The sequence below is a fragment of the Mucilaginibacter sp. SJ genome (assembly GCF_028993635.1).
GTDB lineage: Bacteria > Bacteroidota > Bacteroidia > Sphingobacteriales > Sphingobacteriaceae > Mucilaginibacter.
Window position 1 is genome coordinate 1,461,777 of the sequence record NZ_CP118631.1, and the last position, 23,301, is coordinate 1,485,077.

Here is a 23,301-nt window from a genome sequence, read left to right on the forward strand (position 1 = left end):
TTTGGCTAATTTTAATATATCAGAAACAACCTGCCGGGCATTTATGTATATATCCTTATTTACCAATGAAATTTTTAACTTAGAACAATTAATACTTATTTTGTTATAATGCAAAACATCTACTCCTTAAGTTTTCGAACAACATTTATAATAGCGCTAATTGTATTCACATCACAGTTAAGCAAGGCACAATCAGTTTATTTACCTAATTCATACCAGTTATATCAGAAGTTTAATTCGGATATTTATTCTGTAAAAAACTCGGTCCATACTTCATTGCGTCCTTTTTTAATTGACAGCACTATTTTGCACACCTATGATTCGGTAATGAATGTAGGGGTTAAAGATCGTAAAACCTGGGGCGGGCGGAAATTATTTAACGAGCACTTATTTGATGTAAAAACTAAAGAATATACTTTTTATGCCGATTATATTACGGATCTGCAAATAGGCAGGGATTTTAACGGTAGCCGTTCAACAAACCTAAATACCCGCGGATATCAGATAGGTGGTACTGTTGGCAATAAGTTTTCGTTTTACACCAGCGGCTTTGAAAACTCGGCGAAGTTTGTTTCCTATTACAACGATTATATTACTGCAGGCGGTTTTGTACCGGGACAGGCCTATGCCAGGAAATATACAGGGCAGGCACGAAATTCACAGGATTGGTCGTATGTAACTGCAATCCTTTCTTATTCGGTAACGAAAAAACTAAATATTACATTAGGTGAGGATAAAATGTTTATAGGTGATGGTTACCGTTCTGTGTTATTGTCTGATTTTGCTGCTAATATGCCTTTATTAAAGCTTACCGCCGATCTTGGCCCGGTACGTTACATGGTTGCCTGGGCCTATATTGAAGATATTAAACAGCCAAAATTTGACAATTTTGGAAGCAACCGTCGCAAATGGGCTTTGTTCCATTACATTGACTGGAGTATAAACAAACGCGCCTCGTTTGGCATGTTTAACGCTTTGATTACACCTGAAGCTGATAACCAGGGCAACCGGGCAGGCTTTGACGCCAATTTTGTAAACCCCATTCTGTTTGCAAGTTCGCTGGGCCCGGGCGGTTATCAAAAAGACAACGTATTCTTAGGTTTTAATGCCAAATACAAGATCTTTGATAAAGCTGCGCTGTACGGACAAATCATGTTCGACAGGTTCAAAGGCAGCGATTTCTTTTCGGGCAACAGTACCGATAACACCAACGGCTGGCAATTGGGGATCCGTGGCGCAGATATTTTTAAAGTTAAAAGGTTAAACTATTTATTTGAATATAACACCGTTAAACCCTACACTTACAGCAACCAGCAGTCAATAAGCAGTTATTCGTTTTATGGCGATCCTCTGGCCCATCCTTACGGAGCAAACTTCAGGGAGCTTTTGGGCATTCTGAATTATTCGGTTGGCCGTTTTGATTTCCAGGGACAACTTAACTATGCCAAATATGGTCTTGATGCCACAAAGGCTGAAAATAATGGCAAAATAATTACCAAGCCTTTTATACCATCGGTAAACACAACTACCAACGTGGGCCAGGGCTTAAGCACACAACTTTATTATGGTGAAGGTACAGTGGCCTATATCCTGAACCCAAAATACAATTTGCGCCTGGAGCTTGGCGCATTATACCGCCAGGAAAAAAATGATCAGAAAAACTCAAAAAACACCATGATAACCTTCGGAATAAGAAGTTCGTTCAGAAATTTATATCACGATTTTTAATTACCGGCCGAGACTTACGAAGTTTTTCAAACTTCGTAAGTCTGTAATTTGGAGAGCCTTCCCTACCCTTTCTTCTTTCTTAGGCCCACACACAAGCCAACGGCAACACCAGTTGCTATACCTACACCAACGCTGTGTAAAGCTAAGCCGATAACAATACCGACGATCAGCCCGCCTGTAAAATAATTAGGATCTATCCTGTTCATCCGTTCATCAAAATAAGCCTTTCAAATTAAATCATTTTTCCTGCTGACAAACAGTTGTCATTAGTATATATTTATTTTGAATAGTACCAAAAGCAGATAAACATGACCATACGTGATATAGCTAATCTCCGGGTTTATAACCAACACCTTAACCACAATAAGTTTAAAAACCCTGAAGAGGTAGTGGGATATATGTGCGCCATGCAGGCACAGGAATATGCTAACGCCAAATGGGCAATCGGGTTACGTATGTCATCTCCATCGGATAAGGCCGTGGAAAAAGCGATGACCACCGGTGCTATTTTACGAACTCATGTATTACGACCAACGTGGCATTTTGTTTTGCCGCAGGATATCCGCTGGATGCTTAGCCTTACCGCTCCAAGGATCAACGCGGGCAATGCGGCTATGTATAAAAAACAAGAGGTAACCGATGCAATTTTCAACAAAAGCTTTGATGTATTTATAAAAACCATGCAGGGCGGCAAACAATTAACCCGTGCCGAAATTGTTACAGCCTTGCATGAGGCAGATATAGCTACAGACGATCTCAGGCTTACGATACTGTTAATGAAAGCCGAACTGGAGCAATTAATTTGCAGTGGCGCAAGACAGGGTAAACAATTTACTTACGCACTGCTTGATGAACGTGCACCAATGACACCGGCCATAGATCGTGACGAGGCGGTGGCCCGCCTGGTTTTGCGGTATTTTATAAGCCATGGCCCCGCTACAATAAATGATTTTGTACATTGGAGCGGCCTTACTGCTGCCGATGCTAAAACCGGGATCGAAATAAATAAAGGCCGGCTAAGTAATATTCTCATTGAAGGGATAAACCATTGGATGGATACTGATATCGATTTCAGTACAGCAAAACAAATAGGAGCTTACCTTCTGCCTGTTTACGATGAGTTAATTATAGCTTATAAAAATCGTGATGCCATGGTACCGGCCAGGTTTCGGGATAAAATGGGGGCTATCACCTTTTTTCCAACCATAATGGTCAATAACCTGGTGATTGGCAACTGGAGCCGGAATATGGGCAAAAAGAATATTGATATCGAGCTCAAACCATTTAACAAACTCAATAAGGCTCAAAACCAGTCTATTGAAAGCGCCATACAACGTTTTAAAAAGTTTAATGGCCTCGGATAACAAACATTAACAACAACAACAAGTTACTTATAAAAAAAAGATTTTATGCCCGAACTACCCGATCTGCAGGCTTTTAGCCATAACCTGCAAAAAATACTTGCAGGTAAAACCGTTAAAAAAATCGAAGTACCTAACGCTAAAAAACTAAATGTTAGCGTACACGAATTAAACGAGGTATTAAGCGGGCAAAAGCTCGAAAAAGTATATCGCGAAGGGAAGGAACTGCATATTAAATTTAGCAAGGGCGATGTACTGGGTCTGCACCTGATGCTGCATGGTAAACTGTTTTTGTTCGATACCAAAAACGAAAACAAGTACAGCATCATCGAGCTGCACTTTGATGATGGCAGCGGATTAGTACTAACCGATTTCCAGGGGATAGCGATGCCTACCCTCAACCCCGAAAAAAAGGACGTACCCGATGCGCTTGATGCCAATGCCGAGTATTTGAAAAAGCGCCTGGCAAAAACAAAAACCAATATTAAAACTGTTTTGCTTGATCAAAAGATCATGAGAGGCGTCGGCAACGCCTATGCCGATGAAATTTTGTGGCATGCCCGCATTTCACCGTTCTCCATAAGCAGTAAAATACCGGAAGCCAAACTGAAAAACCTGGCTCAGTCAATAAAAACAGTACTGGAAAATGCTGAAAAAAGCATTTTGAAATCAAACCCCGACATCATTAACGGTGAAGTTCGTGATTTCATGGATATTCACAATTCAAAGAAAAAACACAGCCCGACAGGCGCCGCGATCATAGTTAACGAAGCATCACGGAAAACATATTATACTAATGAGCAGGAATTGTTTGAGTAAGCCTCGTCGGGTTTAAAGAAGACTATTTAGCGTATTTTGCTATGCTCGTTTGCAATGAGCGCAGTTGTTAAAAGTCTCTCCTTTAGGGCAGATTTAGAGCGGCATCTACTTCAACTTTTTCACCAGTACATTAAAATCAACACCAACAATCGGAATCTTCTTCCAAGGTTGGGTTTCACTGTCCTTATGGAAGGTACCACCGTTAAATAAGCCGCATGCAAATCCAACGTTGGAATTGGTTTTAGTTGTCAAAAATTCAATAGAAACCACAATGTCACCGGCCACTTTAACATTGTATGGCGATAAGTCGACAGTGGTTAATTGATGATTTTCCACATTGTCGTATTTTTTAATGTAGCCTTTTATTTCGTCTTTAACCAAATTAGCTTCATTTGGAAACTTCCCGGCCATTTGGTAAACATTTACTTTAAAAGGGATGCTATCGCTTGATCGGTTTTGAGTATGAAAGTTGAGCGTAAGTAATTGTACCTGCTTTTTACCAGCATTCATTTCAATACCAACCTGCGCACCTTTAACAGCATCAAAGGTATTGTTGGATGAGCCGCTCCGGGGTTTGTTGCCTATCGTTTTGGTTTTATCCTGGGCGGATACGCTAACGGCAACAAAGCATAAAAAACATAAGGCAAAGAGTTTTACAAAATTTCGGGAGAATATCGATTTGAACATAACAATAAGCTTTAGACGGGTTTATAAGGTAGACGATGGTGATAAACAAATGGTTGCAACCTCAATCTGAAAATTTTTCATCGCGGATCCCTGTAGAGATTCATCACACGCCTCTGTAATCAGGCAACGTCATTCCTTCTTAACAGCACTGTTCCTGATAAAAACAACCGACATTAGGGCGCCCAAAAAACCCAGGCCGGCGCAGATCCGCATAATATTGCCATAGGCCGAAATAAATCCGTTGTGATACGCAATCTCGACCGCCTTTTTATTGGATCCGTCGATACCGGCGGGCACTTTAGCATTACCTAAGTTGGCCGATTGTTCCATAACCGTCTTTTTATCTTTTTCATTAAGGGATAACTTTTTCAACTCCCCCTGCATCGCTCCCGAAAAAAACAAAACCGCGAGGGCACCAAAAATGGCATTGGCAAAAACATTGGAAATGCGGGTCATAGCATTGTTAATACCCGATGCTGTGCCCGAAAAATGATCACTTACCGATCCCATTACCGTTGCCGTAAGCGGCGCTACCGTTAACGACATGCCGAAGCCAAAAACAAGCACGCCGGGGAAGAAGCTTGTCCAATAATCGGAAGGGCCTGCAGTTTGTTTGATGAACGACAACATTAGTAACCCCGCTCCCGCCAAAGCCGGACCGATAATGAGCAATAAGCGCGGGCCTTTTTTATCGGCAATAGCTCCTGCGTAACGCGCGATTGAGATCATGAGCACAGTAAAAGGTAAAAATGTTAACCCAGATTGCAGCTGGCTATACCCCTGCACCTGCACCATGTTTAGTGACATGAACAGCATACCGCCACCCAAACCCGCATACAGAAAAAATGTAAGCAGGTTTATCCCGCTAAAGGTTTTATTGCTAAACAGGTTTAGCGGCATCATGGGATGTTTGCTTGTACCTTCTATGCAAATAAAAACAATGAGCAATAATAAGCCCAGAGCTAATGATCCGTAAACCTGCCAGCTATTAAAACCTACCGCCGGCATCCGCAGAAAACCAAATGTTAGCAAAGCAAGCCCTGATGCAATAGAAACAGCTCCGGGAAAATCAATGGTTTGGTCGGTACTATCATCCTTGCTTTCGGCAACCTTGCGCCACAGGATGAGTAAAGCTACTACCCCTATGGGTATATTAATAAAGAATATGTACCGCCATAAACCGGCGTCGGCTAAGGCGCCACCCAATACCGGGCCGCCCATTGTAACTACCGTGGTAATGGCCGACCATGTTCCGATAGCCTTGCCCCTTTCTTTTGCATCGATGGATGATGAAATAAGCGAAAGGCTCCCCGGAATCATTAGTGCACCTCCAATACCCTGTATGATCCGAAAAACAATGAGATAAAAAACACCTGGTGAGAGCCCGCAAAGGGCTGATCCGGTTATAAAAATAAAAATCCCAATCATGAAGACCTTCTTCCGCCCAAGTTTATCGCCAAGCGAGCCGCCTATTAAAATAAGCGAGGCAAGCATCAACAGGTAGGCGTTCAGGATCCAAAAGAGATCAGCTCCCTTGGCATCAAGGCTTTGTTGTAGTGCCGGCAGCACCACATTAAGTGCTGTACCATCAATAAATGCCATGGCCGAAGCCAGTATAGCCGAAACCATGATCCATTTGCCTGCCGGGCTGCCCAATGAAACTGTAGCCATATTTTATAAGGTTGTAATTGAAAGGTTTATTACAAAGTTGCAGTAAATGATCGGATTAAACGGAGCATAAAAAAACAATTTAAAGTGTTGCAAAAAAATATGACTATCGCCTGAAAACACCGATATTTTCCGGGCAAAGCAGGATCAGCAAAAATATTGCAGCAAAATCAAGTGGTAAAACTTCCGACTCATTTACTGCCGAAAATAGCGTTATCAAAATAGTTAATATAATTATTGCGATAACGTGGTTGCGGTGCGGGATAGGGATTCCGATTCTATCAATAAAGCGTTTAGCCTTAAAATTACTCCGATATATAAACGGTAATATCAAAAAGTAAAAAGCACTTGCGGCTATCAAAATCCAATAGAGCACGATTTTGCCGGTGTCATTAATTTTAATTATTCCATTTGCATTTGCCCCCAATATTGCAGTGTTGGCTTTAAAAAGCGAATGGGCTGACAGATGAAAAAGATCAGGCAAACTGCTCATTTTTTCGGCGATAAAAAACAGGCTTGCTATCCCGGTTAAAATTAAAACCACACAAAACTGGATGCTGCGATAGCGCGAAAGCCTTACAATATATACTGTCGACACTATAAAAATTACAAGTAACAACAATACCGTGAAGTATCCTATAAAACCGCCATAGCGATTGTATATCATCTCAAAATATCCTTCATCAATGAAGAAGAGTATGATAGCCCCTATAGTGAACACGATCATCAAACCGAATATCAACGTCTCAAACGTTGTTAAGCTGTTCTTTTTACGGGCAGTATTATAGGTATTGAGCACGGCGATAATTTTATGAATGATTGTTACAACTAACAAAAACTTGCCAAAACATGTTTTCGGTCCTTTTTAAAACGAAAACAAGCTCCAAATTATTTCCGTCACGCCAACGGCAACATTCGTCACATTTAATTCTGAAGGTCATATTGTTGCTGTACCATTGAATCATAAATCAGCAACTATATGAAAAAGCTCATCCTGATACTTATTCATCTCACCATTGCATACCTGTTAAAGGCACAGCCACCGCAGCAACCTATAGTTTTGGGGAGGGTAGATACCATTTATTCCAACATCCTGAAAGAGAAACGACCACTTTGGGTTTATACGCCAGGATATGATACCAACTACTTTTCAAAACCGGAATTTCCGGTTTTGTACGTTTTAGATGCCGATGATCATTTCATGTCGCTGGTTACTATGATCAAAGAACTTAGCGCAACTGCAGGCAACACGGTGTTGCCGCAAATGATTATAGTTGGTATTTTGAATACGCCCGGACACCGTACACGCGACCTTACGCCTACCAGCAGCACTATGGACGAGTCATCGGGCGGAGGGGAAAACTTTGCCGCCTTTATGGAAAAAGAACTAATCCTATATATCGACAAAACATATCCAACTGCTCCCTATCGCACCATGATCGGTCATTCGTTGGGAGGATTAACGGTTATCAATTTATTATTAAAACATACACAGGTTTTTAATGCCTATGTGGCTATAGATCCCAGCATGTTTTATGATAACGATAATTTACTTAAACAGGTAACAGTTATCCTTAAGCAAAAGAATTTTGGCGGTAAAAAGCTTTTTCTCGGTTTTGCCAATACGATGAATGCAGGTATGGATACGGTGCAAGTAAAAAAGGACACGGCCGAAATATCGCACCATATCCGGTCTATCATGAAACTGGCTGATGATCTTTCTATCAATAAAGCAAACAATCTGCAATGGGCTAAAAAGTATTATCCCGATGACGATCATAATTCTGTTTCATTCAACGCCGGGTATGACGCCTTACGGTTTATTTTCAAAAACAACCGCTTTCCGCGAAACCAGCCTTATAACCAATATTTTGATAAACAGTATAATGCCGTGCAGCTAAGACAAATGATAGATACCCATTACAAAATGATGTCCGCTGAAATGGGTTACACCGTACGCCCTCCCGAGCCGGAGATGAATGGCATAGGCTACGCGTTTTTGCAACAAAAAAATTATGAAAAAGCGGCCATGTTTTTCCAGGTGAACATAGATAATTACCCGAAAAACTTCAACGTTTATGACAGTATGGGCGATTGCTTTTTAGCCCGTGGGGATAAAGCAAATGCCGAAAAGTATTTTAAGAAAGCTTTATCAATAAAGTATACCAAAGAGATCATGGATAAGCTGGATAAGGTGCAGGCAGAGCAGTAAGGGATTTGGAGGGGGCTAATCTATAAAACTCACCGGTTCTAAATCTTTCAACTCTTCTTCAGCAAACAACCTTGAATGGATCATAAACCTAAAACCCGTCGGTATTTCTATTGAAAAACTTGAACCACGACCTTTGGTAATATCAAGCTGGAGCTGGGTATGCTGCCAGTATTCAAACTGATCCTTACTCATCCAAAATTCGCAGTCATCCACCTCTCCTATTTTCACGTCGCTGCCGCCGAGTTTAAACTCGCCTTTTTCAAAGCACATAGGCGATGAGCCATCGCAGCACCCACCGCTTTGATGGAACATCAGGTCGCCAAAGCGGGATTTGAGTTCGGCTATCAGCTTTGAAGCTTCGGGGGTTATGGTTACTCTTTTGATCATGTTTTCAAATTCGCGCGAAGGCGCTAAGCCGCAAAGGGAGGATAATAATCTATTCAAACACATAAAGACTTACGAAGTTTCAGAAACTTCGCAAGTCTGGGGAACGGGGGGATTAAAGCCGGGATTAAAAAAATCCCAGCTTGTTCTTATTATATGAGATCAGCATGTTTTTAGTTTGACGGTAGTGGCCAAGCATCATTTTATGATTTTCGCGACCAAAACCTGATTTTTTATAGCCACCAAACGGTGCATGTGCAGGATAAGCGTGGTAATTATTTACCCAAACCCTGCCGGCCAGTATAGCGCGGGGTACCTGGTAAAGCTCGTGCGCATCTCGGGTCCAAACACCTGCACCCAATCCGTACAGAGTGTCATTGGCTATCGCGATGGCTTCTTCAGTAGTTTTGAATGTGGTTACACAAGCCACCGGGCCAAAGATCTCTTCCTGGAAAATGCGCATCTTATTATTACCTTTAAACAACGTCGGCTGAATATAATAGCCGCCTTCCAGCTCACCATCAAGCTTTTTAACCTCGCCGCCGCAAAGTACCTCCGCTCCCTCTTCTTTACCAATTTTCAGGTACGATTGGATTTTTTCGTACTGGTCGTTAGATGCCTGCGCACCCATCATGGTATTCCCATCAAGCGGGTTACCCATAATGATAGCATTAGTGCGTTCTATCACCTTCGACATAAATTTATCGTAGATGTTTTCATGCACCAGGATTCTCGACGGGCAGGTGCAAACCTCGCCCTGGTTAAGGGCAAATAATACGGCGCCTTCAACAGCTTTGTCAAAAAACTCATCATCGGCATCGGCCACCGATTCAAAAAAAATATTTGGTGATTTTCCGCCCAGCTCCATCGTAACCGGGATGAGGTTTTCAGATGCGTACTGCATAATCAAGCGGCCTGTTGTGGTTTCGCCCGTAAAAGAAACTTTGGCAACCCTTGGCGATGAAGCCAGTGGCTTACCTGCCTCCGGACCAAAACCGGTGATAATGTTCAAAACACCCGGAGGCAAAATATCCTGGATCAGTTCCATCAGCACCATAATAGATGTTGGGGTTTGCTCGGCAGGCTTCACCACGCAGCAATTACCGGCAGCAAGCGCGGGCGCAATTTTCCAGGTAGCCATCAGCAGCGGAAAATTCCATGGGATGATCTGTCCTACTACGCCCAATGGTTCATTTAAACAAATACTTACGGTATATTCATCATGCTCGGAAATCCCGCCTTCTTCGGCACGAATTACACCGGCGAAATAACGAAAATGATCAATCACCAGCGGCAAGTCGGCAGCGCGACATTCACGAATGGCCTTTCCGTTATCAATGCACTCTACAACGGCCAAAAACTCCAGGTTGGCTTCAATAACATCGGCTATCTTATTTAATAAAGAGGCCCGGTGTGCGGCCGAAGTTTTGCCCCATGCCGGGAATGCGGCATGAGCGGCATCCAGAGCCAGTTCAACATCTTCCTTTCCTGATCGTGCCGCTTTGGTGAATACTTTGCCATCGATAGGCGAAACGTTATCAAAATATTCGCCTTTAACCGGCGGGACAAATTTTCCGCCGATAAAATTGTCGTATTTATCCTTGAAGGATGGTTTAGAAACAGCGCTCATAATTTTTATGGTTTTTTTGGTAACACTAATGTAGAGCTACCTCACCGTAAGGCATTTGCATTATGCTCTCAAAAGGTAGCACAATGGTCGCATTTTTTGCACCCACTTGTTAATCATGATAAGTATACCTAATTTGGTATAAATTATAAATGGCTATGAATAACAAAACCCTGTTATCTCCACTAAGCCTCTCACACGGAAAAGAACTGAATACCCTGGTTGAAAACCGCAAGGCTTATACCATGAACCATTGCGAACTCAACGTTTTTGAAACTTTTGAGCGCAGCGAACTGGTGCCCTTAACTTTTAGCGACCTGGTAATAACAAGCATGCTGCGCGGCAAAAAGGTGATGCACCTGTTTGATAAACCGGGGTTTGATTACCTCCCCGGTGAAACCGTTATAGTACCGCCAAATATTACGATGAAAATTGATTTCCCGGAGGCTACTATCAACCAGCCATCACAGTGCACCGCTTTGGCTATTAACCACCAGGAAATTACCAATACGCTTGATTTTTTAAATGAGAATTACCCGAGGGAAGATAAACGGGTATGGCAGCTGAATTATAACCAGTTCCACTTTTTTAATAATTATGAGCTGGCCCAGCTTATTAACAAACTTATCCGCATCAGTACCGGCGACGCATTGACTAAAGATGTGCTGGCTAATCTCACTTTAAAAGAGTTGTTGATCCGCATTATGCAGATGCAAAACCTTAACGAGATCAGCGATAACCTGCACGAGCTATCAAGCAGTAGCCGATTTGCCTACGTACTGGAATACATTAGGGTGCATTTAAGCGATAAGCTTAATATTGATGCCCTGAGCCAGATGGCCTTCATGAGCAAAGCCAGCTTTTTCCGGGCGTTCAGGCACGAGCTGGGAATTTCGCCGGTTGACTATATCATTAAAGAGCGCCTCCAATTAGCCAAGCAGCTCATGAACAATCCGCATAACAGTATCTCTGAAGCCTGTTTTAAAGCCGGGTTCAATAACCTTAACTACTTTAGCCGGGCATTTAAGAAGATAGAGGGCATTACGCCAAGTTATTACAAGGCCAGGCTGCGGGGTGGGCATTTGAATTAAAAATGTAAATAGACAACAAAAAACATCTCATATGTTTGCTAAACTAAACGCATGAGATGTCTTTTTATCCGATGATTTACCTTTCGGGATGTTTATGCCGATCTGCGGCTATTACTGATCAATGCTGATTCATAAACAGTGCTGATGATGTCTTCGGCAGAAAAAGTGCCCAGGAAATCCCAGTCGATATGGCTGTAGATAACCTGTTTTGATGGTTCAATAATATAAGTGGCCAATAACGGCGCGTTTTCGTCAATGCCTGAAAACCTGTCCCACACCGGGTAATCATCAGAATACACCCTGAATTGCTGTGCTATTTCTTTACCAGCATCGTGATAAAAATTAAGGGTGAGGCTTTGTTCCCATGCCCATTTTTCAAGATCTTCGGTGTGCTCGTCACTAATGATAAGCAGGTTGCCGCCGCTTGCCTTAACCTCATGCTGCAAATTATTCAGTTGTTTAAGCTGCGCCAGACCTTGCTGCCCCCAATGGCGCGAATAAAAAGAAATAACCAGCGGCTTATTCAATAAATTCCTTTGCGAAATAGGGCCATGTGTTTCGGCACCATTGTAAAATTGCTGCCAGCGGCTATAATCGTTACTTAACTTAAATTCAGGGACCAAATTGCCCGCTTTTACGGGATGTAATGATTTCAGTTTACGAAACTTAAGATCGGGTTCGGCAACAACTTCAAGCAGATCGAAAAAAGGATATTTATTATTATTTGTGGTTTGCATTTTAAAATAGATTTATGATGTTATGGATAATGTTTTAAGGTAATTGTAGTTGAGCTTCATTGTTCAACAACAACGGCATAATCCATAAATTACCCGGTAACGCATGAGCAAGCCCGGCGGGGTGGCGCTGCTTAATTGTTCATTGCTGGATGTGTTCATAAAAATATATTAATTGAGGTCAGTAAATTTAAAGGTGCGTAACAACTTATCTTGTAGTGGAGAGAATTTCAACAACAGCAACACATGGGCATGTACACCATGCCCCGGTTTTCGGCTGGTATATGTTTGTTGCTGGTGGTTAAACTGTTGCCCGTCATCTGTTTTTGAATGTTACACGACAAATATACTATAATATCTATAAACTTAGTAGAATTTATTGAAAAATATTTCGCTGTTCTTTTTAACGTCAAAATTCCTTTTCTCCGCAGGCATTTTATATCGGCTAACATTCAATGCTCTTGCCTTTCTAAAAACAAAACCTTGTAATTTGCGTTCCGTATAACCAATAAATTAACTATGCAGAACAGGTTGAAACCGCAATATATTATCGTATTTGTTTTAAGTGTTTTAATCTTCTCCAACTGCAAAAACAACAGCAAAAAACATTACATTTATAAAGCTGATTCCCTAAAAAAGAAAATGGCTAAAGAGTGGACAAAAACCATTCCTGGTAACTTTAGTGATCAAACTGAAGTTGTATTTGACAGTACCCGCATCGTCACATTTCTTCAAAGCCATCCCGCTTTGGCTCTCTATGAGCAGGATCTGCGGAGTTTTTACCGTAAGCGTAAATTTGCCTATGCATGGTACGAAAAAGGTACTTTAATTGAACAGGCCGGTAACCTGAACGACAGGCTGATGAACCTGCAAAACGAAGGCATATATAAAGGTATCCCCTATCAAAAAGATTTAGACTCACTGATATTTGACAATCATTCAAAAACAAGGGTCAAAAAACCTGATATCGGCACCGAGTTAATGCTCACTGCCCAATATTTCGCGTTTTCAAAGCTGGCTTTCCGGGGTATGAGCGATTCGGTTAGCCGTTCGGTAAACTGGTTCCTGCCGCGTAAAAAGATAGCATATGATGATTACCTGGATACGCTCTTAAAAAAAACTTCGAAACAAACCCCTGCTATAAGCGAGCCGGTATACCGCCAGTACGACCTGCTAAAAAGTTTCCTGGCCAAATACCGTCAGCTCGATGCCCATGAGAACTGGGAACCAATTATTATCAGCAAAAAACTCAAACCCGGAGACTCGTCCGCCGTAGTTGCCCGCATAAAAGCCCGCCTATATAAACTGGAAGATTTTAAAGGCGATACGCTCAACAATAAGTTTGATGACGAGTTCAAAGCAGCCATAACCCAATTCCAGCTCAGGCACGGCCTTAGCGCCGATGGCTTGCCCGGCCCCGGAACTATTGCCGAAATGAATGTACCGCTCAAATCACGGATCAAACAGATCATTGTGAACATGGAGCGCTGCCGCTGGCTGCCTGTAAGTTTAACTACCGACTATCTCGCCGTAAATATCCCCGAATTTAAACTGCATGTTTATCATGCTGATAGCTTATTATGGAGCTGCAATGTGGTAGTGGGGCAAAAAGTGCATCAAACAGTAATATTCTACGGCGAAATGCAGTATGTGGTATTCAGCCCTTACTGGAACCTGCCCGAAAGTATTGTGCGCAATGAAGTGTTGCCGGCCATGAGCAGCAACCCCAATTATCTTAACGAGCATAATATGGTCATTACCGGCCGGGAAAACGGGCTTCCCGTAATTCAGCAAAAACCCGGACCGGCAAACTCATTGGGGCTGGTAAAATTCCTGTTCCCCAATAGTTACAGTATCTATTTGCACGATACTCCTTCAAGGTCGTTGTTTGGCGAATCGTCTCGGGCGTTTAGCCACGGCTGTATCCGCGTTGGCGAACCGGTAAAACTGGCTTCATTTCTTTTAAAATACGACAGCACCTGGACAACCTCCCGCATTAATAAGGCCATGCACCTGGGTAAAGAACAGCAGGTTACACTCAAACAAAAGATGCCTGTATTTATCGCCTATTTTACCGCCTTTACCGACAGAAATAATCTTCTCAATTTTCGCAAAGATATTTATGACCGCGATGAGCAGCTTGCATCCATGATCATGTCAGGCAGCGGGCAATATTAATGTTAAGTTAATAGTACTAAGTCTCAAGTAAAAAGTTAAGTTTATTGTTTTTTGACTTAGAACTTAAGACTAATGACTATCCGTCGTTACATGATTAATATCACGCCGCCCTCTATCTCCCTCTTTTCTCCTTATGCAGTTTAAAATACCGGTAACTAATAATTCCAAAATATTTTTCACGGGTTTGTAGGCAATCGTTAAAATTTAATTGTCCTCACTTTAAATCACCATAGTGCGCCCCTACAAAGGATGCTTTTCCTTTAGCACGGTGACCATTAACCAAACTATATGACATTATTAATAAACCCAGGAAAACTGATGCCTATGTAAAAAAAGCTTACTCTCCCCGCTACAGGCGATAATTACCCGGAGGGAATTACTGCCCCGAAAAAGATTTTTGAATGTTTATAACTGCGTTGTGCTTCCAGGGCGCTTCGCTATTAACTCCCTTTAAATTCAATAAAATATGAAATTTTTCAAACACCCGGTGGGTGTACACAGGCCATGGGTATCAAAATCCCTCAACCTGTGTAAATTTGCCCTTGCAGGTATGGTGCTCTTGAATATGCAGGCTTCGGCTGCTGAAGCGCCAAAAGCAAATGCCAAATCAAACTATAATTTTAACTTAAACTTCGCTAAACTTACCGGTAAGGTTGTTGACGAAAAAGGCGAACCCCTCGTAGGCGTAAGCATCAGGATCAAAGGCACCACCACAGGTACACAAACCGATGCCAATGGTAATTTCACACTTGATGTTCAACCAAACACCGTATTAACAGTAAGCTACATCGGCTATGCTACCAAAGATGTAGCAGTGGGAGGTAAATCAACAATCACAATTACACTAAGCGCCAACACCAACTTAAATGAAGTTGTAGTAACGGCCTTAGGTATTAAAAAAGAACAGAAAAAATTAGGTTATTCTGTATCAACAGTTAAAGGCGATTTGCTTGATAAAGCTAAAGAAACAAACGTTGCCTACTCATTAGAAGGTCGCGTAGCGGGCTTAAGTATAAGTGGTGTAAGCGGTGGTCCTGGTTCTTCAGCACGTATCTTACTACGTGGTGTAACCAGTGGTTCGGCCGGTTCTCCATTATTTGTTATCAACGGTGTACCAATGGATAACTCATCACGTGGTACATCGGGCGAATGGGGTGGTGCTGATTATGGCGACGGTATTTCCAATATCAATCCAGACGACGTTGAAACAATCACTGTACTGAAAGGCCAATCGGCGTCAGCGCTATATGGTGCTCGTGCATCAAACGGTGTAATTTTGATTACCACCAAAGGCGGTAAAAAAAATTCGGGTTTTGGTGTTGAAGTTAACAGCAATACGCAGTTCGATAAACCAATTAACTACGAAGATTTCCAAACCCAATATGGCCAGGGTGAACACGGTATAAGGCCTGCCAATGTGGCAAGTGCTATATCAACCGGCAACTTAGGCTGGGGCGAGAAACTGGACGGTAAACCAACTATCCAGTTTGATGGTAAAATGTACCCGTACTCAAACAAAAGCAACTATCTTGACTTTTACCGCACAGGCAGCACCTTCACCAATACCGTATCATTTGACGGCGGTAACGAAACCGGCGCTTTCAGGTTATCATTATCTGACCTACATGCCAATTCGATTGTGCCAAATAGTACTTTAGACAGGAAAACCTTCAACTTAAATGCTAACCAAAACGTTACCGATAAGTTGAACATTGCTGTTGTTGCTAACTATTTGGTTGAAAACTCGAAAAACAGGCCAAGCTTAAGTGATGGCCCGGGTAACCCTAACAACGTATTGTTCCTTGCCGCTAACGAAGATCAGGCTGCTTTAAAGCCTGGCACAACAGCTACAGGAGCTGAGCAACAGTGGAACAATGATATTTATGTTACCAATCCTTACTTTGCCGCAAATAACTTCATCAATAACACCGGCAGGAAACGTTTAATTTCGTCATTAACTGCCCGTTACGACTTCACTAAGTGGATTTATTTGCAAGCACGTATTGGTTACGATAACATCAATGACAGCCGCTTTAAAGTAACTCCTACCGGTACAGCTTACTCAAGCAATGCCGCGGGCGGTTTAGATGAACAGTCAACTGCACAGCAATACGAAATAAACTATGACGCATTGTTAGGTGTAAAACACGACATCGTAAAAGATCTCCTGTCATTCGATATATCGGCAGGTGCCAACCAACGCAGGAATAGTTATACATACACCAGCTTGAGCGGTGGTCCGTTCATTTTGCCATATTTCTACAGTTATTCAAACCTGCAAACTAAAAACGCTGCAAGTTATAACTTCTATCAATCAAGGGTTAACTCAGCTTACTATACTGCAGATTTCTCAATTAAAAACTACCTGGTATTAAGTACTACAGGCCGTTATGATACCTACAGTACACTTTATCCTGTTGTAGTAAAAGGTAACGGAGGTATTTTTACGCCATCAGTAGCAGGTAGTTTCATTTTCTCTGAATTTACTCATCCATCATGGCTTGATTTTGGTAAACTGCGTGTATCATATGCAAAAACCAGCAACGAGCCAAGCAGCACTTACATTACCCAACAGTATTACAATATCAACAATCCTGTTAATGGTGTTGTTACCGGAGGTTTTTCAGGTGATCTTCCGAACTACTTCCTGAAACCATATACGTTGACTGAAACAGAGATTGGTACTGAGATGAAATTCTTTGGTGGCCGTGCAAGTTTAGACCTTGCCTATTTCTATCGTAAAACTAAAGATGAGATCTTAAAAGGTAATCTTGATGTGGCAACTGGCTATAACAATCGTTACATCGGCACTCAATCAACTCAAAATAAGGGTATAGAAATCGAGATAAAAGGAACTCCAGTTCAAACACCTTCGTTCTCATGGTCTCCATCTATCAATTTCACCTATGTGAATAATAGAATATTAAAAACCGACGATTTAAATACGACACAAGGCTTAGGTACTTATAGGCCGTTAAATGCGAATCTTGCACTTGTGGTAGGCATGCCTGGCCCACAAGTTATGGCAACCGATTACAAACGCAATTCATCCGGCCAGATTATTTTCGATGCAAACGGTCTGCCAGAGTCAGATGGTGTTCGTACTCCTCACGGTACTACCGTTCCTAAGTATTATGGTGGTTTTAATAACGATTTCAGCTACAAACACATTAATTTATCATTCCTGGTTGATTACAGGTTTGGCAATAAAGTGTTATCGGCAACTAACTACTACAGCATGTACCGCGGTTTAAATAAAGCTACTTTGCCAGGTCGTGAAGGAGGTGTGGTAGGTGACGGTGTAACTGAAGATGGCCAGAAAAATACCAAATCAGTTGAGGCCGAAGTTTACTACCAGGCTTTAGCGCAAAGAGTATCAGCTCTTAACGTACTTGACGGCAGCTTTATCAAATTACGCCAGGTTACTTTAGGTTATACATTTACCAAAGGCTTCCTTACCGGCACTCCATTTAGCGGTGTAACTATCTCGGCAGTAGGTCGTAACCTTTGGACAATCATGAAACATACCAACAACATTGATCCTGAATCGGGCTTTGCAAACAGCCTTGCCTATGCAGGTATTGAAGGTACCAGCTTACCAAGCACACGTACCTACGGTATAAATGTTAACTTTAAACTTAAAAAATAACAGAGAGATGAAAAAACGACTCATATATAGCGGTTTATGTTTAGCCGCGGCTCTTGTTTCGGGTTGTACAAAAGATTTCACCAAGATAAACACAAACCCAAATGCTACTTCAGCAGCTGTGTTTAACCCTAACTTTCTTTTGGCTCAAGCCCAAATCCAGTATTCACAAACTGGTTACGATCAATTGCTTTACCAAAGCATGTGGTCACAATCGTTAGCTTCAACTTACGATTATTATGGCAACGGCGATAAATACATCTATAAAGGTTCATTTAATGATTACAAAGCAAGGGTTTACAACAGCGGTTACTCTGCCGAAACACTTGTGCAGGAAATGAAAAACCTAACTGATGGCAAAGCAGAATACGCCAATTTGAATAAAATTGCAACCATCATGAAAGTGTTCATTTTACAACGTGTAACAGACGCTTATGGTGACGTTCCTTACTCTGAAGCGGGTATGGCTAAAAAAGGGATCTTTACCCCTAAGTTTGACAAGCAGCAGGATATTTATAACGCCATGCTGGCTGATCTTGATGGCGCTACCTCTGGTCTGGATGCTTCAAAAGACAAACCAAGCTCTGACCTTTTCTATACCGGCGATATCACCAAATGGAAAAAATTGGGCTACTCATTAATGGTTCGTGTTGCTATGCGTTTAACTAAAGTCGATGCTGCTACAGCTCAAAAGTATGTTGAAAAAGCTTATGCAGGCGGTACCATGACCAGCATTGCTGATAACGCTAAAGTAAAAACAGATAACGCTAACGGTAATTCCAACAGCACTATCAATGCATTAACTGTTCCTGATGATTTCAGGGAAGTACGCTGGTCAAAAACTTTGATCGACTATATGCAATCGACTAACGATACGCTACGGATCAGCGCAATTGCTGAAGTTTCATCTGGTACTGGCAAAGCAGCAAACTCAGATGAAACCAAACCAGGTAATGACACTGCTAAATATCAACATGGTATGCCTAACGGTTATGACTTAAATGGAGGAGCTACTGATATCAGCAAAGCTCCTGGTTATCCGGGCACTTCACCTGCTGATCCTTCTGTTGCAAATGATGCTGCTGCACCTGATGGTAAATATTCACGTCCGAGGCTACAGGTTTATTATACCTCTTCTACTTCAACCAGCCCCGTTGATAAAAGTGGTATTAATATGCTCTTAACTTATGGTGAAACAGAATTGTTGCTTGCCGAAGCCGCAGTAAGGGGATGGAACACTGGTACTGCTTCTGTACACTACGCAAACGCACTTTTAGCAAATCAGTTAGAACTTGCCCAATTTAATGCTGCTGCCACTATTGACGCGGCCAAGGCGGCAGCTTACGTAGCAGCTCACCCATTGGTGCCAGCTACAGCATTGCAACAAATCAATATGGAATATTATGTTGAAACATCTTCGACGTTTATCCATAACGAAACATGGGCAAATTGGAGAAGAACAGGCATCCCTGTGCTTACACCGGTTAAATATGTTGGTCAGTTTACCGACGGTTCTATCCCTCGGCGTATTATATATCCGCTTAACCTGATCACAACTAATGGCACAAATTACAAGGCTGCTGTCGCTAACCTTTCAGGTGGTGATACATTTACCTCAAGAATCTGGTGGGATAAATAATACCCCTATATAATTCTCTTTAAAAACAAGGCTATGGCTTCATAGCCTTGTTTTTTAGTTTTTACAACAAAAAGGATTAATAATCCGGTGGCAATTATCAATACAAATAAGTAAATTTAAATCCCCCTGCAACCCGGAAAAATAAAATCTGTTGATGATGTGTTGTTCTTCTTCCCTCTTTAATTTTAAACTTAAAAGGTTAAACACTTTTACATTTTGTGCTGTTATCCTGTTTACATTACAAAGTGTGCGCGGTAATGCGCAGCAGCCGCTTTTTAAGCTGCTTACCCCCGAAGAAACCAGCATTAGATTTCGTAATGATTTGGTTGAAGACGAAAAGCTGAACGTACTTTCATATGAGTACCTGTACAACGGCGGTGGCGTTGCCGTTGGCGATATCAATAATGACGGCCTTGAAGACTTGTTTTTTACCAGCAATCTTGGCCAGAATAAACTCTACCTTAACTTAGGGAACCTAAAATTTAAAGACATTACCCAGCAGGCAGGCGCAGGCCTCGCGGGCAGGCCCGGCGACTGGAAAACCGGCGTTACCATGGCTGATGTTAACGGCGACGGTCTCCTGGATATTTATGTGTGTTACTCCGGCCTTGGTGATAATGCCAAACGCCGCAACCAGCTTTTCATCAACAAAGGCAACAGTAAATTTGTTGAAATGGCCAAACAATACGGCCTTGATGATCCGGGTTATAGCACCCAGGCTGTGTTTTTTGATTATAATAACGATGGCAAACTGGATATGTTCCTGCTTAACCATAACGTAAAAAAGATCAGCAATCTTGAATTTGCGCAGGCCAAAGCCGAAACCGACGAACTGGCCAGCAATAAACTTTTTGAAAACCAGGGCGGTCATTTTGTTGATGTATCCAAAAAAGCGGGTATCATTCAAAATCCGCTCACCTTTGGCCTTGGCGTTGCCATTGCCGATATGAACAAAGATGGCTTACAGGATATTTATGTAACCAACGATTACAACGAACCCGATTACCTATATATAAACAACGGAAACGGAACTTTTACAGAAGACAGCAAAAAGTGCTTTAAACACCTGTCGCAGTTTTCGATGGGCGTTGATATTGCCGATATCAATAACGACGGCCTCCCTGATATGATGACGCTTGATATGCTGCCGCCCGATAACCGGCGTCAAAAGCTGTTACAACTACAGGAAAACTACGAATCGTTTGAGCTGATGCTGAACCAGAACCTTTATAAGCAATACATGCGTAACATGCTTCAGGTTAATAACGGCGATGGCACATTCAGCGAAATTGGTCAGCTGGCAGGTGTTTCCAATACTGACTGGAGCTGGTGCCCGCTTATTGCCGATTTTGACAACGACGGCTACAAAGACATCTTCATCTCCAACGGTTACTTCCGCGATTATACCAACAAGGACTTTTTACGGTACTGGGGCGATTATAAACTCAAAAAAGCGATGAACCGTGAACCATTCCTGCTGATGGACCTGGTTAAAGCTATGCCCTCTACTACCCTGTCAAACTATATTTACCAAAATAATCATAACCTTACCTTCACCGATAAAAAACAGGACTGGGGGATCAATAAAGGTGGCATTTCCAGCGGCTCGGTTTATGCCGACCTTGATAACGACGGCGATCTTGACCTGGTTACCAATAACATCAACAGCGAGGCTTCCATATTACAAAACATGACCATGGAAACCGGCAAAAAGAATTACCTGGCAATAAACCTTAAACAACCGGAAGGAAATACTAACGCCATAGCCTCAAAAGTATTTGTATACAGCGGTAAACAAGTACAATACCAGGAGGTTAACCCTAACAGGGGATATCTTTCATGCGTATCCACAGTTTTAAATTTTGGATTGGGCGATCAGCAGCAGGCAGATTCAGTACGGATTATCTGGCCCGATCAAACATCGCAATTACTTACAAATGTTAAAACTAATCAGCGCTTAAACGTCACCTATAAAACAGGTAACCCAATATTTAAAACTGATGGAAAAACCACCACTAAATCAGTTTTTAGTTTGGCAAAACCGGTTATTGATTATACCCATACCGAAAACAGCATCAACGATTTTAAGCGCCAGCCTTTGATGCTGTTCATGAGCTCAAAAACAGGGCCGGTGATAGCCAAAGCTGATGTAAACAAAGATGGTCTTGAGGATCTATTTATTGCCGGCGATCAGAACACACCGGGTAAGATGTTTATTCAAAAAGCAGGTGGTAATTATACCAATCAGGAAATATCAGATGTTAACAAAGAAAACACATCAGCAGCGGCGTTTTTTGACGCCAATGGTGATGGTTTTCCCGATCTGTACATAGCCAAAGGCGGCTATTCACTATTAGAACCCGGCGCCAATGAGCTGCAGGACAAGCTATATCTGAACGATGGTAAAGGCAATTTCAGCTTTTCAAGTACCTCCCTCCCGATATTAACCGCCAGCAGTAAATCATGTGTACGCCCTTGTGATTATAACAACGACGGGAAAACTGACCTGTTTGTTGGATCAAACGTTACACCGGGTTATTATCCATCTGCACCAAAAAGCTACCTGCTTACCAATACAGGCGGCGGTCATTTTGAAATTACCGATGCACCATTTACAGGCATAGGTATGATCAAAGATGCTCAATGGGCCGACTTGAATGGCGATGGCCGTAAAGACCTGGTAATATGTGGCGAATTTATGCCCATCATGGTTTTTACTAACACCAAAGCCGGTTTTGTTGATGAAACAGCCAAATACTTTGATCATTCCGTTACCGGTTTCTGGAATACGCTAACCATTGCTGATGTGGATGGCGATGGTAAACCGGACATCATAGCAGGCAATCTTGGTGAAAACACGCAGATCCATGCCAGCCAAACGGAACCAGCCGAAATGTATTTTGCCGACTTTGACGGCAACGGCTCAATCGATCCGTTTTTTAACTTTTATATACAGGGCGTAAGCTACCCTTTTGTAAGCCGCGACGAACTGAACGACCAGATTTACCCGATGCGTAAAAGGTTCGCTTCATATAAAGCTTATTGTGATGCTACCATGAAAGATATTTTCACGCCCGAAGAGCTTGCTAAAGCTACTAAGCTTACAGCTAATGAGGTTGCAACATGCCTGTTCATGAACCGTGGTGGAAAGTTTGTAAAAGCTGAGCTGCCGTTGCAGGCCCAATATTCATCGGTATCAGAGATCCTCACCGGCGATTTTAATCATGACGGTAAAACAGACTTCCTGCTGCTGGGCAACCATTCAGATAACCGCCTGAAATTGGGAAGCTTTGACGCAAATTATGGCTGCCTGCTTACCGGCGACGGGAAAGGTAATTTCACCTACCAAAGCCAATCGGTTGCAGGGCTATCAGTAAACGGTGACGTAAAATCGGCCACGGAAATAAAAATAAACGGCGCAAATTATGTAATGATAGGTGCATCGGGCCAGGCTTTGCAGTTTTATAAATACTAAGCCTTGAGCCTTAAGTAAGAAGTCTAAAGTCTGGAATCGAGGGGCATTAGTG

Annotated in this window: 16 protein-coding genes; 9 read left to right on the plus strand and 7 right to left on the minus strand. The window is 42.2% G+C overall.

The features are described from left to right. The first annotated feature begins 108 nt into the window (after nucleotides 1–108). Nucleotides 109–1,728, plus strand: a complete 1,620-nt coding sequence (locus MusilaSJ_RS05745) for a gliding motility protein RemB (protein WP_274989091.1) — start codon at nucleotides 109–111, stop codon at nucleotides 1,726–1,728. 62 nt (nucleotides 1,729–1,790) lie between these two features. Here the strand turns inward: MusilaSJ_RS05745 and MusilaSJ_RS05750 are convergent, their stop codons facing one another. Beyond that, nucleotides 1,791–1,934 carry a hypothetical protein gene (locus MusilaSJ_RS05750; protein WP_274989092.1) on the minus strand — a complete coding sequence of 48 codons (144 nt, stop codon included), beginning with the start codon at nucleotides 1,932–1,934 and terminating at the stop codon, nucleotides 1,791–1,793. A 102-nt stretch (nucleotides 1,935–2,036) separates the two neighbouring features. Here MusilaSJ_RS05750 and MusilaSJ_RS05755 point away from each other — a divergent pair, with 102 nt between their 5' ends. Next, nucleotides 2,037–3,092 (plus strand): winged helix DNA-binding domain-containing protein, encoded by a 1,056-nt coding sequence (locus MusilaSJ_RS05755; protein WP_274989093.1) that lies wholly within the window; start codon nucleotides 2,037–2,039, stop codon nucleotides 3,090–3,092. 45 nt (nucleotides 3,093–3,137) lie between these two features. Next, complete coding sequence (locus MusilaSJ_RS05760; protein WP_274989094.1) at nucleotides 3,138–3,908, plus strand: DNA-formamidopyrimidine glycosylase family protein; 771 nt, start codon at nucleotides 3,138–3,140, stop codon at nucleotides 3,906–3,908. A 105-nt stretch (nucleotides 3,909–4,013) separates the two neighbouring features. On the opposite strand, the gene MusilaSJ_RS05765 is transcribed toward MusilaSJ_RS05760, so the two are convergent. The 3 genes from MusilaSJ_RS05765 to MusilaSJ_RS05775 all read right to left on the minus strand — a co-directional run bounded on the left by MusilaSJ_RS05765 (nucleotide 4,014) and on the right by MusilaSJ_RS05775 (nucleotide 7,062). Then, the gene (locus MusilaSJ_RS05765; RefSeq protein ID WP_274989095.1) at nucleotides 4,014–4,595 is read right to left on the minus strand and encodes a hypothetical protein; all 582 of its coding nucleotides are present in this window, start codon (nucleotides 4,593–4,595) and stop codon (nucleotides 4,014–4,016) included. Between the two features lie 129 nt (nucleotides 4,596–4,724). Then, the gene (locus tag MusilaSJ_RS05770) at nucleotides 4,725–6,266 is read right to left on the minus strand and encodes an MFS transporter (RefSeq protein ID WP_274989096.1); all 1,542 of its coding nucleotides are present in this window, start codon (nucleotides 6,264–6,266) and stop codon (nucleotides 4,725–4,727) included. Between the two features lie 103 nt (nucleotides 6,267–6,369). Further along, nucleotides 6,370–7,062 (minus strand): hypothetical protein, encoded by a 693-nt coding sequence (locus tag MusilaSJ_RS05775; RefSeq protein WP_274989097.1) that lies wholly within the window; start codon nucleotides 7,060–7,062, stop codon nucleotides 6,370–6,372. 180 nt (nucleotides 7,063–7,242) lie between these two features. Between MusilaSJ_RS05775 and MusilaSJ_RS05780 the strand changes: the two genes are divergently transcribed. Further along, on the plus strand, nucleotides 7,243–8,475 hold the full coding sequence (locus tag MusilaSJ_RS05780; RefSeq protein ID WP_274989098.1) for an alpha/beta hydrolase-fold protein: 1,233 nt from the start codon (nucleotides 7,243–7,245) through the stop codon (nucleotides 8,473–8,475). 15 nt (nucleotides 8,476–8,490) lie between these two features. Here MusilaSJ_RS05780 and MusilaSJ_RS05785 read toward each other — a convergent pair whose 3' ends face one another. Together MusilaSJ_RS05785 and MusilaSJ_RS05790 are read right to left on the minus strand one after the other, a co-directional pair. Beyond that, a complete protein-coding gene (locus tag MusilaSJ_RS05785) occupies nucleotides 8,491–8,862 on the minus strand; it encodes a DUF779 domain-containing protein (protein ID WP_274989099.1) in 372 nt (123 codons plus the stop codon). Between the two features lie 124 nt (nucleotides 8,863–8,986). Beyond that, entirely contained in the window at nucleotides 8,987–10,489 is a 1,503-nt protein-coding gene (locus tag MusilaSJ_RS05790) for an aldehyde dehydrogenase family protein (protein ID WP_112655069.1), read from the minus strand. A 155-nt stretch (nucleotides 10,490–10,644) separates the two neighbouring features. Between MusilaSJ_RS05790 and MusilaSJ_RS05795 the strand changes: the two genes are divergently transcribed. Then, entirely contained in the window at nucleotides 10,645–11,577 is a 933-nt protein-coding gene (locus tag MusilaSJ_RS05795; RefSeq protein ID WP_274989100.1) for an AraC family transcriptional regulator, read from the plus strand. Between the two features lie 92 nt (nucleotides 11,578–11,669). Here MusilaSJ_RS05795 and MusilaSJ_RS05800 read toward each other — a convergent pair whose 3' ends face one another. Further along, the gene (locus MusilaSJ_RS05800; RefSeq protein WP_274989101.1) at nucleotides 11,670–12,314 is read right to left on the minus strand and encodes a redoxin domain-containing protein; all 645 of its coding nucleotides are present in this window, start codon (nucleotides 12,312–12,314) and stop codon (nucleotides 11,670–11,672) included. 516 nt (nucleotides 12,315–12,830) lie between these two features. Here MusilaSJ_RS05800 and MusilaSJ_RS05805 point away from each other — a divergent pair. The 4 genes from MusilaSJ_RS05805 to MusilaSJ_RS05820 all read left to right on the plus strand — a co-directional run bounded on the left by MusilaSJ_RS05805 (nucleotide 12,831) and on the right by MusilaSJ_RS05820 (nucleotide 23,249). Further along, the gene (locus tag MusilaSJ_RS05805) at nucleotides 12,831–14,489 is read left to right on the plus strand and encodes a L,D-transpeptidase family protein (RefSeq protein ID WP_274989102.1); all 1,659 of its coding nucleotides are present in this window, start codon (nucleotides 12,831–12,833) and stop codon (nucleotides 14,487–14,489) included. Nucleotides 14,490–14,955: 466 nt separating this feature from the next. Continuing rightward, nucleotides 14,956–18,138 carry a SusC/RagA family TonB-linked outer membrane protein gene (locus MusilaSJ_RS05810; RefSeq protein ID WP_274989103.1) on the plus strand — a complete coding sequence of 1,061 codons (3,183 nt, stop codon included), beginning with the start codon at nucleotides 14,956–14,958 and terminating at the stop codon, nucleotides 18,136–18,138. Between the two features lie 7 nt (nucleotides 18,139–18,145). After that, complete coding sequence (locus MusilaSJ_RS05815; RefSeq protein ID WP_274989104.1) at nucleotides 18,146–19,774, plus strand: SusD/RagB family nutrient-binding outer membrane lipoprotein; 1,629 nt, start codon at nucleotides 18,146–18,148, stop codon at nucleotides 19,772–19,774. A 247-nt stretch (nucleotides 19,775–20,021) separates the two neighbouring features. Beyond that, nucleotides 20,022–23,249 (plus strand): VCBS repeat-containing protein, encoded by a 3,228-nt coding sequence (locus MusilaSJ_RS05820; RefSeq protein WP_274989105.1) that lies wholly within the window; start codon nucleotides 20,022–20,024, stop codon nucleotides 23,247–23,249. Nucleotides 23,250–23,301 lie beyond the last annotated feature (52 nt).

Excerpts from the sequence above, each read along its gene's own strand:
- MusilaSJ_RS05745 (WP_274989091.1), top strand. The coding sequence starts at position 109 with ATGCAAAACATCTACTCCTTAAGTTTTCGAACAACATTTATAATAGCG.
- MusilaSJ_RS05750 (WP_274989092.1), bottom strand. The coding sequence starts at position 1,934 with ATGAACAGGATAGATCCTAATTATTTTACAGGCGGGCTGATCGTCGGT.
- MusilaSJ_RS05755 (WP_274989093.1), top strand. The coding sequence starts at position 2,037 with ATGACCATACGTGATATAGCTAATCTCCGGGTTTATAACCAACACCTT.
- MusilaSJ_RS05760 (WP_274989094.1), top strand. The coding sequence starts at position 3,138 with ATGCCCGAACTACCCGATCTGCAGGCTTTTAGCCATAACCTGCAAAAA.
- MusilaSJ_RS05765 (WP_274989095.1), bottom strand. The coding sequence starts at position 4,595 with ATGTTCAAATCGATATTCTCCCGAAATTTTGTAAAACTCTTTGCCTTA.
- MusilaSJ_RS05770 (WP_274989096.1), bottom strand. The coding sequence starts at position 6,266 with ATGGCTACAGTTTCATTGGGCAGCCCGGCAGGCAAATGGATCATGGTT.
- MusilaSJ_RS05780 (WP_274989098.1), top strand. The coding sequence starts at position 7,243 with ATGAAAAAGCTCATCCTGATACTTATTCATCTCACCATTGCATACCTG.
- MusilaSJ_RS05785 (WP_274989099.1), bottom strand. The coding sequence starts at position 8,862 with ATGATCAAAAGAGTAACCATAACCCCCGAAGCTTCAAAGCTGATAGCC.
- MusilaSJ_RS05790 (WP_112655069.1), bottom strand. The coding sequence starts at position 10,489 with ATGAGCGCTGTTTCTAAACCATCCTTCAAGGATAAATACGACAATTTT.
- MusilaSJ_RS05795 (WP_274989100.1), top strand. The coding sequence starts at position 10,645 with ATGAATAACAAAACCCTGTTATCTCCACTAAGCCTCTCACACGGAAAA.
- MusilaSJ_RS05800 (WP_274989101.1), bottom strand. The coding sequence starts at position 12,314 with ATGCAAACCACAAATAATAATAAATATCCTTTTTTCGATCTGCTTGAA.
- MusilaSJ_RS05805 (WP_274989102.1), top strand. The coding sequence starts at position 12,831 with ATGCAGAACAGGTTGAAACCGCAATATATTATCGTATTTGTTTTAAGT.
- MusilaSJ_RS05810 (WP_274989103.1), top strand. The coding sequence starts at position 14,956 with ATGAAATTTTTCAAACACCCGGTGGGTGTACACAGGCCATGGGTATCA.
- MusilaSJ_RS05815 (WP_274989104.1), top strand. The coding sequence starts at position 18,146 with ATGAAAAAACGACTCATATATAGCGGTTTATGTTTAGCCGCGGCTCTT.